9 protein-coding genes are annotated in these 11,532 nt (G+C 71.1%); 4 read left to right on the top strand and 5 right to left on the bottom strand.

Annotated features, from left to right (window positions below; translation table 11 throughout):
- Positions 1-153 precede the first annotated feature (153 nt).
- The 5 genes from ACN28I_RS14120 to ACN28I_RS14100 all read right to left on the bottom strand — a co-directional run bounded on the left by ACN28I_RS14120 (position 154) and on the right by ACN28I_RS14100 (position 3,946).
- Positions 154-1,182, bottom strand: coding sequence for an ATP-binding protein (locus ACN28I_RS14120; RefSeq protein WP_420942559.1), 1,029 nt, complete (start codon positions 1,180-1,182; stop codon positions 154-156).
- Entirely contained in the window at positions 1,121-1,726 is a 606-nt protein-coding gene (locus ACN28I_RS14115; protein ID WP_420942558.1) for an RsbRD N-terminal domain-containing protein, read from the bottom strand. The genes ACN28I_RS14120 and ACN28I_RS14115 overlap by 62 nt, the downstream gene beginning before the upstream one ends.
- Positions 1,727-1,949: 223 nt before the next feature.
- A complete protein-coding gene (locus tag ACN28I_RS14110; RefSeq protein ID WP_420942557.1) occupies positions 1,950-2,507 on the bottom strand; it encodes an MmcQ/YjbR family DNA-binding protein in 558 nt (185 codons plus the stop codon).
- Between the two features lie 54 nt (positions 2,508-2,561).
- Positions 2,562-3,014 carry a dirigent protein gene (locus ACN28I_RS14105; protein WP_420942556.1) on the bottom strand — a complete coding sequence of 151 codons (453 nt, stop codon included), beginning with the start codon at positions 3,012-3,014 and terminating at the stop codon, positions 2,562-2,564.
- An 83-nt stretch (positions 3,015-3,097) separates the two neighbouring features.
- Positions 3,098-3,946 (bottom strand): IF-2 protein, encoded by an 849-nt coding sequence (locus tag ACN28I_RS14100; protein WP_420942555.1) that lies wholly within the window; start codon positions 3,944-3,946, stop codon positions 3,098-3,100.
- A gap of 101 nt (positions 3,947-4,047) precedes the next feature.
- Here ACN28I_RS14100 and ACN28I_RS14095 point away from each other — a divergent pair, with 101 nt between their 5' ends.
- From ACN28I_RS14095 to ACN28I_RS14080, 4 genes are all read left to right on the top strand, one after another.
- Positions 4,048-5,514, top strand: coding sequence for a methyltransferase domain-containing protein (locus tag ACN28I_RS14095; protein WP_420942554.1), 1,467 nt, complete (start codon positions 4,048-4,050; stop codon positions 5,512-5,514).
- 98 nt (positions 5,515-5,612) lie between these two features.
- The gene (locus ACN28I_RS14090) at positions 5,613-8,765 is read left to right on the top strand and encodes a hypothetical protein (RefSeq protein ID WP_420942553.1); all 3,153 of its coding nucleotides are present in this window, start codon (positions 5,613-5,615) and stop codon (positions 8,763-8,765) included.
- A gap of 15 nt (positions 8,766-8,780) precedes the next feature.
- On the top strand, positions 8,781-9,635 hold the full coding sequence (gene dapF, locus ACN28I_RS14085) for a diaminopimelate epimerase (RefSeq protein WP_420942552.1): 855 nt from the start codon (positions 8,781-8,783) through the stop codon (positions 9,633-9,635).
- A 36-nt stretch (positions 9,636-9,671) separates the two neighbouring features.
- On the top strand, positions 9,672-11,522 hold the full coding sequence (locus ACN28I_RS14080) for a response regulator (protein ID WP_420942551.1): 1,851 nt from the start codon (positions 9,672-9,674) through the stop codon (positions 11,520-11,522).
- Positions 11,523-11,532 lie beyond the last annotated feature (10 nt).

Below are 11,532 nucleotides of genomic sequence, written 5' to 3'. Positions count from 1 at the left end.
AAGTGCGCGGGAGGGTAGGCAGCGCTCCCCCGGCCGACGACGGGGCCGTGCCTTCCACCCGGGAGCACGGGTGGGTATTGAACATCCCTCCGCTTCCGGGCCGGGAGCCGGGGAGTCGAAGCGTCCTCCGCCAACACCTGGCAAGCGGACGGCTCACTGTCGCAGGTCTCGTGCGACGGTGACCGTGAAGGTCGTTCCCGTTTCCCGCGTGCTTTCGACTCGCACCGTGCCTCGGTGCGCCTTGGCCAGGCCCTCGACCAGGGTCAGACCCAGCCCCCAGCCCTTCTGGGCTGAATCCATTCGACGATACTGCTGAAACAAGAGCTTCTGGTCCTCCGGCGGAATGGGAGGTCCCCAGTTGTGGACGGAAACCGAGACTTCATCGGGCCCGTGCTGGGTCACGCTGACGGTGACAGGGTGATCTCGAGCCCCGTACTTGATGGCGTTGTTGCACAGGTTCTCGAGGATCCGCCTCATCCCGCTGCAGCTCCAGTAGCCTTGAATCGCCTGGTGCGCGTTCAGCACGAACCGGTCGCCATGCACCAGCGACAACTCCTCCAGGGTTTCCTGTGCCAAGGCGCTCAGCTCGCACTCGGAAATCTCCAGGGGAAGCCCCTCCCCCGCCCGGAGCCGATTCGCATCCAGCAGATCCCGGATCATCCGATCCGCCCGGTCGAGGTTCTCACTGATCCTCGCCGTCAACTTGTAGAGGACGGCCGGGTCGCTTCCCTTTCGCGCCAGCATGTGGGCATTCAATGTCGCGGCGGTGAGGGGCGTTCGCAGATCGTGCGTGAGCGTGGCAACGAACCTCTCACGAAGGTCGCGTTCTTCTTCCAGGTGTGCGGTGACCGTCTTCAGGTCGTGGATGTCGGTATTGGCACCGACCCATTTCACGATCCTTCCCTCTGGATCGCGAATCGGAACCCCACGGACCAGATGCCAGCGGTACTGGCCGTCGGAGCCGCGCCGGAACCGTTGCTCCATGAAGAAGTCGTTGCCGGTCTCCACGGCCTCCTTCAATCGCGGCCGGGTCCGTTCCACGTCCTCGGGATGCATGGGCAGGGTGTCCGGGTCGTCCCAACGGGTGCCCCGAGGCAGTTCCAGGTACTTGAACCACCAGTCATTGTACCAATCGACGAAGAAATCGAGACGTGGCGGTCCAGATGATTTGCGGCAGGGCATTGGCGATGAGTCTGAACCGCGCTTCACTTTCCTCAATCGCCTTCCGCGCCTCGAGTTGAGCGGTCTCGCGGGAGTGAGCCTCGATGGCTCGCTCCCGGGACTGGACGAGCTGCATGAAGCGCGCGCCCGCCTCCGCCATTCCCTGCTCGATGGCGGAGAGGATGATGTCACGTTCCAAGGGGGGGACGGGGCCGTCCTGCTCCAACACCTGGAAGATGACCTCCCGAAGGAGCTGGTACTCCCGGAGCATCTGATGAAGCGAGTACGTCTCGATGCTCGAGCGCTGTTGCCCGTGGTCTCGGGAAAGGCCGTTCGGCGCTTCATCGGAGACCGGGCGGAGGCGCTCTGGCGCCAGGGCCGTCACCAGGTACTCCAGGAACCCTGGCACGTTGTTGCGGAGCTGAGACGCCTCCTGCGCTCTTGCCGCCGGGATGGCCTGGCGGACGCGGTCCATCCAAAGCTGGAGGATGATGTCCTTGTGGGCCTTCAGCCGAGCCGAGACGGAGTGCTGGGTTTCAGGCGGATGGGACGAACGCCCGGTCATGCCCCACCCTGCCGCCAGGCATTCGCTTGTCCGCTCGACTCCTCGACGGCATCACCCGTGTCGAGATGCCGGAGCGGCTTCGCGAACCTGACCTTCATGCTCGGTTTCCTTCCCTTGGAGGCAGTTCAAGCCCTGCCTGCTCAGGTTAGGTCTGCCCGAGGTCCGGCTGCAGAGGGGCCGCCCCTGGTTCATGGTCCAGCAGGCGGGTAGACAGGTGCTCGCCTCAAGCGCGCCGGGACCGCGTACCGGCCGGGGCCTTCTTCGCCGCGGTCTTCTTGGCGGAGGCCTTCTTCGCGGGCGCCTTCTTCGCGGGGGTCTTCTTCGCGGCGGCGGGCGCGGACTTCCGGGCCGGTGCGCTCCGGGTCTTGGCGGGTGCGGCCTCCGCCTTCGGTGCTCCCGCCGTGCCCAGCTGCGCCACGAGCTTCTTGGGCGCCACCGCGCGGTAGCTCTCGTCGAGCCACTTGCGCAGCATGTCGAGCGGAGGCGTGTCACGCGCACCGAAGTTGGCGGACACCCAGCCGCTCTTGCCCAGGCCGTACCCGGTCGGCTGCGCGAATGGCAGCATCAGCGCCGCGCCGTTCGACTGCGGCAGCTTCACGGACATGGACAGGCCCTCGCCCGTCAGCGTCAGGAAGACGAAGGCCTTGCCCTTCACCTTGAGCGTCCGGTGCCCCCACGGGAACTCCTCGGTCACCTCGGGATAGCCCATGCCCGCTTCGCGCAGGGCCAGCTCGAAGGGCTCGAGTCGCTTCATCTCGGGGGGAACCGGAGTCATCGTCATGGCGTGCGTTTCCTCGTGAGGAGTTCACGTATACCGCACGCGGACGCGCCTCCCTTACTTCTTCGGCTTCAGCAGCGTGAGCACCTGGGTGAACGTCCTGTCTCCGTTGGGCGTGGTGGCCAGCACGCCGCTCGCGCCTTCGAAGGCACCCGTGCCTCCGATGATCGGAACCAGCGAGGTGCCCATCTCGGCTTCCCGGCCCGCGACGGTAATGGTCCCGTCGGCCATCGTCAGCGTCCACTGGCATTCGCTGAACTGGCCGGGAAGCGTCCGGACGCAGTAGCCGCTGTTGCTGCCGATGTTCTCCCTGGCCTCGTTCAACAGCGGCTGGTCGAACACGAACATGTCGCCCGGCGAGTCACCCGGCGGACCCAGATCCACCGGCGTGGCGATGCCGCTGCGGGCATCGGCGATGGTGTTCAGGGTCCAGGCCTCCTCCGCGGGGCCATTGTTGGTGCAGCCCAGCACCTGGGCGGTGAAGACAGCCATGAGGATGATCTTGCGCATTTTGTCGCTCCTTGGGGTGGCTCGTTCTGGAGCCGACCCGGGCCGTAGCACGGCCCTCGGGGAGCGTCAGGGCAAAATCCATCCTACTGAGGACGCTGCTGCGTCTCGCTGTCGCTGGTCCGCACTCCCGGCTGGGAGGCGGTGGGGGGCGTCGTGGCCTCGGTACCCCGCGGCGGGGGCGCCTCCTGCTGGCCCTCGGGGGCCGGAGGGGAGGGGGGCGTCCCGGCGGGAGCGGGGGAGGCGCCGGGCTCGGGCAGGCTGGCATCCACCGCCCTCAGTGCCTTCTCCAACGCCTGGGCCGCCGGACCCACCGCGGTGAGCATCTGGTTGGCCCGCTGCGTGTTGCGGTTGCGGCTCTCCGCCGCGAGCTTGAGCTGCGTCAGCGCCTCCGTCACGTCCCGTCGGGCCTGCTCCAGCTTCTGCCTCGCCTGGAAGAAGGCCACGTCCGCCTTCATCGTCTCCAGCGTGCGGCGCTGCTCCTCCGACAGCCCGGAGAGAAGCTCGGCGCGCCGCAGGTAGTAGAGGCCCTTTTCCAGCACGGGCGGCTCGTCCGACTGCACCCGCGGCCGGGCGAGCCCCTCCAGCACCGGGAAGAGGGCCCGGTCCAGCTCGTCCCGCTCGGTGAACCGTTGCTCCATCAAGGACGACACGTCCCGGCCCTCCAGGGGGATGGGGGCATAGGCGTCCGCCAGCCGCGCGTCCCCGGGGCGGTAGGGCGCCGCTCCGGTGGGCAGCATCCGCCCCTTCATCACCACCAGGTGCCCGTTCTCCTGGGCCAGGGTGAAGGTCCGGGCGTTGAGCTGCGAGAGCAGGAAGCCCACCGCCCCTCCCAGGCCCAGAATCAAGAGGGTGACGAGCAGGCGCGTGAAGGCGCTCGTGGCCCGGCGGCCGAAGCCCGGCCGGTTCTGCTGTGGGTTCATCATGGGATTCATGTCGCTTGCTCCCCAGACGTCCAGGCGGTGTGCCGATTTCCCGGCCCCAGTGCTTTCCTTGGGACAACCGTCTCCAGGGCTATACTCGGCCGGCCCTACTCATGCATCCCACATTCCGCCGCCTGGGGACCAGCGAGCTGTTGCCCCGGTACATCTTCGCGGAGAGCCTCTTCGCACGCCGTCGCGTGTTGGAGGTGGACGCGGTCGCCACCACCGGCGGCGAGAGCGCGCGCTTCCTCCTGGAGCGCGGCGCCCGCACCGTCGTGGCCTGTGACGCGGACCTCGCGGCGGTGGCGGCGGCCCAGAAGGCCCATGGCGGCGCCTCGCTGCGCTACCGCGCCAACATCTACGACGACCTCGAGCCCGGCGGCTTCGACCTGGTGCTCGTCGCCGACCTCGCCCCCTACGTGCGCGCCCCCACGCTGCTCGCCGAGCTGGCGCGGCTCGTGAGCCGGCAGGGCTACCTCATCGGCGGCCTGAGCAACACGGCGGGGCTCGCCCTCTGGCAGCTCATGGACACGGAGGAGGGCGTGCCGCCCACGTACGGGCAGCTGCTCGACGCGCTCTCCCCTCACTTCCCCCATGTGGAAGTGGCCACGCAGTCGCCCGTGCTGGGCTATCAGCTCGCCTTCGAGAAGGGCGATGGCCTCCAGGTGGATGGCTCCCTCATCCGGGGCAGCGAGGCGGCCTACTACGTGGTGGTGGCCGGCGCCGAGTCCGCCCGCGTCGTGGACCCCACCTGGGTGCAGCTCCCTCCCGAGCCGCTCGCCTTCACCCGCGGCAAGCTGGACGAGGTGGCCCAGCGCGCCAAGGGCTGGGAGGAGCGCACCGGGCGCCTCAAGGAGTCCCTCAACCGGCTGCGCGCGGAGCTGACCGACCGCGAGAACGAGGTCGTCCAGCTCAAGCCGGCCCTGGAGATCGCCCGTGACGACGTGGCCCGGCTCACCGCGCAGCTGGAGCAGGCGCGCGGCACCCCGGAAACGACCCGCGAGCGCGATGAGCTGTCCTCCCGCCTGCGCCGCACCGAGCTGGAGCTGCAGGTGGCCCTGGAGCGCGTGGCCGACGCGGACCGGCGGCTCGGCCAGCAGCGGTTGGAACTGGAGGCCGCGGAGCGCTCCCGGAAGGAGTCGGAGGTCCAGGTCCTCGGCGCCCAGGAGACGCAGCGGCTGGAGCGTGCGCGCCGCGAGGAGCTGAACACCACCCTGGAGGAGTCGCGCGAGCGCCTCACCCAGGCCTACACCCAGCTTCGCGAGCTGCAGGACGAGCTGGCCTCCGTGCGTGTCGAGCGCGAGAAGGACCGGCTCTCGGCGGAGCGCGCGAGGGAGCAGTCCGAGGAGCTGCGGCGGCAGGTGGAGGCGGCCCGCGAGCGCGAGCTGCGCCTGGCCGAGCAATATTCGACCTCGCTCGCCGCGGTGGAGCTGCTCAAGTCGGACGTGGCCAAGGCCGAGCAGGCCCGCCAGAACGTCGGAGTCGCTGCTGCGCTCGCGCGACGCGGACGTGGCGCGTCTGTCGCGCGAGGTGGAGGAGGGCTCCCGGCGCGTGTCAGCGGCGGAGGCGGCCCGGCGTGACGCGGAGGTGCGCCTGACGGCCCGCGAGGCCGAGTGGCGCGGGCTGGAGACGGAGGCTCACGGCGGCGCGCGCCGAGCTGGAGCGGCTCACGGCCGAGGTGGAGGCCCGCTCGCGTGCCGAGGAGAACCTCCGCACGGCGGCGGCCCGGCTCGAGCAGGAGCTGCACGAGGCCCGGGGCAGCCTGGAGTCGCTGGAGGAGGAGCGGGTCCGCGCCGCGGCGGAGCTGGAGGAGACCATCGAGGAGGAGCGCCAGCGCGCGGAGACGCGGGTGGCGCAGGAGCGGGCCAGGACGGAGCGGGCCGAGGCCCTCGCCGCCCAGGAGAAGGCCGCTCGCGAGGCCCAGGAGCTGCGCGCCGAGGGGCTCGAGAACCAGGTGCGCGTGGAGGCCGGTGCCCGGGAGGAGGCCTCGCGGGCCCTCGCCGAGCTGGAGGCCCAGCAGCAGCAGTGGGCCGACGAGCGCGGGGTCCTCCGGCGGCGCGTGGTGGAGGTCGAGGCGACGCTCACCGAGCTGGAGCGGGTGCGGGCCTCGGACGTGGAGTCGATCACCCGGCTGGACGCGGCGCTGAAGGCGACGCAGGGCTCCATCACGGCGGAGCAGCAGGCGCGGGCCCGGGCCGACGAGGCGCGCGAGCAGGCGCTGGCCGAGCTCGAGCTGGAGCGCGAGGGAAGGGCGCGGCTGGAGGAGGCCGTGGCCCAGGCCGAGGCGCGGCTGGCGGCGGAGCACCAGCGGCTCGAGGAGACCCGCGAGGCGCTCTCCAACGTCCGCGCCGAGCTGAAGTCGGAGCGGCAGCAGCGTCTCCTCGGAGATGAGGAGGGCTCGAAGCTCCAGGCCGTGCTCGAGGAGGAGCGCCAGCAGCGGGCCCGCGTGGAGGCGGCCCTGGCCGAGGTCCAGGCCGGGCTCGAGGCCGAGCGGCAGGGGAGCACCGGGCTGGCGTCCGAGCTGGCCCAGGTCCAGGCCGAACTCGAGGTGGAGCGGCATCAGCGGACCCTGGTGGAGGAGTCCCTGGCGCAGGTGCGGGCCGAGTCCAAGGCCGAGCGGCAGCGGAGCTCCGAACTGGAGGCCGAGCTGGCCCTGGCCCGGGCCGGGCTCGAGTCCGCGTGGCAGGCGCATGGTGCGTCGAAGGAGTCCACCACGCGGGTGATCGCCGAGCTCGAGACGGAGCGGCGGCAGCGGACCGGGGCGGAGGCGTCGCTCGCCACCGTCCAGGCGGAGCTGGAGACGGAGCGCGAGAGCAGGACGCGCACCGAGGAGTCGCTGGAGCTCGCCTGGACGCAGCTCGAGGCCGAGCGGCGGCAGCGCACCGAGACCGAGGGGTCGCTCGTTTCGGAGCGCGAGAAGGCGGCGGCGCACCTGGCCCAGGTTCGCGCCGGGCTCGAGGTGGAGCGGGATGCGCTGCGCCTGGAGCTGGAGGCCGAGCTGGCGCAGTCCCGTGCCAGGGCGGAGTCCTGGCGGAGCGAACGCGAGCAGTCCGAGGCGGCCCTCGAGGAGACGCGGCGGGCGCTGGAGACGGAGCGCTCCGGACGCGAGGCCCTGGCGCAGTCGCTGGCCGAGGCGCGCGCGGATCTGGAGTCCGCCCGGGCGGGCGCGGACGAGCGCGAGCGGGCCCGGCTCGAGGCGCTGGAGGAGGCCCGGCGGGAGTCCTCGGCGTTGCGTGCGGAGCTGGAGTCGGCCCGGCGCGAGGGCGAGGAGCTCCGGGCCACCCTGGAGGAGGAGCGCGCCCGCGAGGCGGCCCTGAAGGAGTCGCTCGCGGAGGCCCGGGCTCGCGAGGAGGCCATCTCCACCGAGCGCGACACCCGCAAGCGCGACGCGCTGGAAGTCCGGATGGAGCTGGAGGGCCTCCGGGACGATCTCGCGAAGAAGGACCAGGAGCTGGAGGCGCTGCGGGCCCAGGCGGCGCAGCTCGATGTCACCCGCTTCCAGGCGCACCAGGCCTCGATGGCGCTCCAGCAGGCCCACCAGGGACTGCGCGACCGGGACATGCACATCTCCCACCTCCAGAAGGAGGTGTCCGAGATCCGGGCCCGGCTCGCCGCGGAGCACGAGCAGATGGAGCTGGTGACCCTGCAGCTCGAGTCGGCACGGCGCATCGCGGGCAAGGCGCCCTCGCTCGAATCGGCCCTCGAGGAGGAGCGCGCGGCGCTCGGGAGTGTCCGGGAGGCGCTGGAAACGGCGCGCACCGGGCTGGAGAGTGCCCGGGAGGAGCTGGAGACGCTTCGCGCCGGACTGGCCCGTTCCCGGGAGGAGCACGAGGCGGAGCGGGAGCGGGTGGCCGCGGCGCGGCGCTCGGCGGAAGAGCTGGAGACGCGGCTGGCGGAAGCCCGGACCGAGCTGGAGTCCGCGAAGGCGAAGCAGGCCGAGCTGGAGGCCCAGGCGGAGGAGTCCCGTCTGCGGGCCCAGGAGCGGCAGGCGGACGTCGAGGCGAGGCTCGCCGGGCTGGAAGCCAGGGCCGAGGAGGCGGAGCAGCGGGCCCGGGAGCAGGAGGCCGCCGCCGAGGCTCAACGTGCCGAGCAGGAGGCGCAGCGGGCCGAGCAGGAGGCCGCCGCCCAGGCGCAGCGGACCGGGCTGGAGGCGAAGCTGGCCGAGCTGGAGGCCAGGGCGGAGGAGGCGGAGCGCCGGGCCCGGGAGCGGGAGGTCTCCGCGCAGGCCGTGCAGGAGCAGTTCGCGAAGCTCGAAATGGAGAAGGGCACGCTCATCTCCGAGCGCGAGCGGCTCAACTCGGACCTCACGGTGGCCCGTGCGGCGCGCATCCGGCTGGAGGGCCGGGTGACGGCGCTGGAGGCCGCCTCCGCCGAGGCCGTGAAGTTCCTCGACGCCGAGCGCACCGAGAAGGCGAGGGCGGCCCAGGCGCTGACCGACCGCATCCAGATGATGGAGACGGAGCGGGCCGGGTTGCGCGAGCGCATCGAGCAGCTCCAGGCGCGCAAGCCGGTGTCGGACTCCGAGGCCATCCTGGAGATGTCCGAGGAGCTGGAGCGGCTGCAGGGCGAATTCGACACCCTCCAGAGCACCCTGGCCGAGCGTGACCTGGCGCTGGCCGAGCAGAAGCGCCGCCTGGAGGAGCAGGAGGCCGAGCTGGTCTCCTTGAAGAAGCTCTCCGCCAAGAAGGGGGCGGACACCGTCCAGGACATCTACGCTCGGGCCAACGCCGAGCTGAACGCGGTCAAGAATGAGTTGCTTCGCCGCCCGAAGGGGAGCACACCCGCTACAGTGGCACCCGCGTCTACCCCGAAACCCGAAGACCCGGGCTGAAGAGACCCGACGACCATGAGCACTACGGCAGAGTTCTTCTTCAAGTACCACGGCCTCGGCAACGACTTCATCGTGCTGGACTGCCGGCAGGATGGCACGGACATCGACGCGAGGTTCTCCCAGTGGCTCTGCGACCGGCGCAGGGGCGTGGGCGCGGACGGCGTGCTCTGCCTGTTGCCCTCGGAGTCCGGCCATGCGCGCATGGTGGTGCACAACGCCGATGGCAGCATCGCGGAGATGTGCGGCAACGGTCTGCGCTGTGCGGTGAAGTATCTGGTGGACCACTCCGGCGAGAAGCCCGAGCGCATCGAGGTGGAGACGGGGGCCGGGGTCCTCTCGTGTATGCCGGGGTACGGCGTGGACGGCGTCGCCGAGGTGGAGATCTCCATGGGGCCCGCGCGGCTCGTCGCCCCCAACCTGCCCTCGGGCGCCACCGGCCAGCCCTTCCTGGGCGAGGTGGTCCCCGGCCATTCCGGGCTGCGCGGCTACGCCATCAACATGGGCAACCCCCACCTCGTCCTGCTCGACCAGCCCCTGGAGGACGCCGGCCGTCTGGGCCCCGAGCTCGAGCGGCACCCGGGTTTCCCCGAGCGCACCAACGTGGAGTTCGTCCGGGTCACCGAGGAGGGCCTGGCCGTGGTGGTGTGGGAGCGGGGCTGTGGCCTGACCGAGGCCTGCGGCACCGGGGCCTGCGCGGCGGCCGTGGCGGCGGTGCTCGCCCGGCGGCTCCCGGCGGATGCCTGGCTGCGTGTCACCCTGCCGGGCGGGGACCTGCACATCCGTGTCCCCTCGGACCTGTCGGACGTGCGCCTCCGGGGGCCCGTCTCCTTCGTCTTCACGGGCGTTGTTCCGGATCTCCCGGGCCGGTAACCTCGGCGTTCCCCCCCTCCCGTCGAGTCCTCCGCCGTGGCTGGCCCCATTCTCGTCGTCGATGACGACAACTTCTTCCGGCAGCTCGCTTCCGACATGCTCTCCCGGAAGGGCTACCTCGTCGTCCCCGCCGCGAGCGCCGCCCAGGCTTTGGAGGCGGCCACGCACGAGACCTTCGATCTGGTCATCACCGATGTGGTGATGCCCGAGCTGGACGGCTTCGGCCTCACGGCGAAGCTGCGCGAGCGCGACCCCGAGCAGGAGGTCATCCTCGTCACCCAGCGCACGGACGTGAAGGGCTCGGCCATGGCCCTGAGCGCCGCGGTGTCCGTGGTGCTCACCAAGCCCGTCGAGGAGACGGACCTGCTGCTCGCGGTGGAGCGCGCCATGGAGCGCGTCCAGCTGCGCCGCGAGCGCTCCCAGCTCCAGAGCGAGAACCTGGAGTTCGCCCGCTACCAGAACATCCACCAGCGCTGCCTGGAGTTCCTCTCCCAGCCGGACCTGGAGTGGCTGCAGGAGCGCGTGGCCGCCGAGCTCGCCGCCGTCTGCGATGCCCAGAGCGCCGCCCTGTGGATCATCGATGACCGGGGGCACCTCGTCCTGCGCGCCTACCGGGGCCTGCTGGACAAGCAGTTCCTCGCCGAGCGCATGAGCCCGGATGGGCCGCTCGGCAACCGGCTGCGCGAGGCCATGCCGTGGATCGCCCGCGACGAGCGTTCGCCGGTCCTCTACGTCCCCTTCGTCATCGGCGGGGAGATCATGGGCCTGGCGCAGCTCTCGGACCCCGTCGCCGGCGACTTCCGCTCCGAGCACGTGCGCTACGCGAAGATCCTGGGCGACTCGGCCGCGGTGGGCGTGAAGAACGCCCGCCGGATGCTGGCGCTGCAGCGGTTGGGCCTGCGGGACAGGGACACCGCCGCCTACAACCTCAGCTACTTCACCGACTACGCCTCCAAGGAGATCTACAAGGCGCGGCGCTACGGGCGGACGTTCTCGCTGCTGACGTTCAGCGTGGACAACCTGCCCCTGGTCCGCATGCGCCTGGGCGTGCCGGACGCGAAGCTGGCGGTGCGCGGCATCATCAAGGCCTTCGGACGCATCGTCCGGGACTCGGACGTCATCGCCAAGGCGAGCGACCAGGAGTTCTACCTGCTGCTGCCGGAGACGGACTTCTTCGGCGCGATGATGTTCGTGCGCCGCGCCCTGGACGCGGTGCGGGCGGAGCCGGAGGCGCAGGAGGTGGAGGCGCGCCTGCCGCTGGCGCTGGTGGGCGGGGCGAGCACCTTCCCCAAGGACGGCGAGGACTTCGACGAGCTGGTGCACCGCTGCCGCCGGCGCATGGACGAGCGGCGCTCCTCGCTGCAGCGCAAGCTGATGCTGGACACGCTGCCCTTCTGGGACGAGGTGGACCTGCTGCTCGGCAACGCCTCCAGCCCCCGGCTGCCGGTGGAGGAGAACGCCGAGCCCTCTCGCCGCGGCAAGGTGTCCGACGTCCTCTTCGACGAGCTGCAGGCGGAGATCGCCCGTGAGCTGATGCGCGACCCCAGCTCGCGCGGGCTGCTGTACGTGGGCAGTCCGGAGATCCGCGCGGACCTGCCCATCGCGCAGGGGCTGGAGTCGGCCTCGCCGGAGATGGCCTCGCGCATCTACCTGCTGGGGCGGCGCGGGGACCTGGACTCGCACCCGGCGCTCACGCCCGTCTTCCTGGAGGGGGACGAGCGCATGGCCCGGCACGAGTTCATCCTCTGGATGTCCGAGACGGCTTCGTACGCCCTCATCCAGCGCCGGGGTCTCGGCGCCACCTGGGGGTTCCACTCGTCGGACACCGCCGTGGTGGATGGGCTCATCACCCGCCTGCAGACCGAATACGACCTGCAGCCGTACTGACCCGATAGGG

It is taken from the genome of Archangium gephyra, from assembly GCF_049060025.1.
GTDB classification, from domain to species: Bacteria; Myxococcota; Myxococcia; order Myxococcales; family Myxococcaceae; genus Archangium; species Archangium gephyra_A.
The sequence above is the reverse complement of the archived record's forward strand: the minus strand, read 5'-3'. Positions and strand labels throughout refer to the sequence as shown.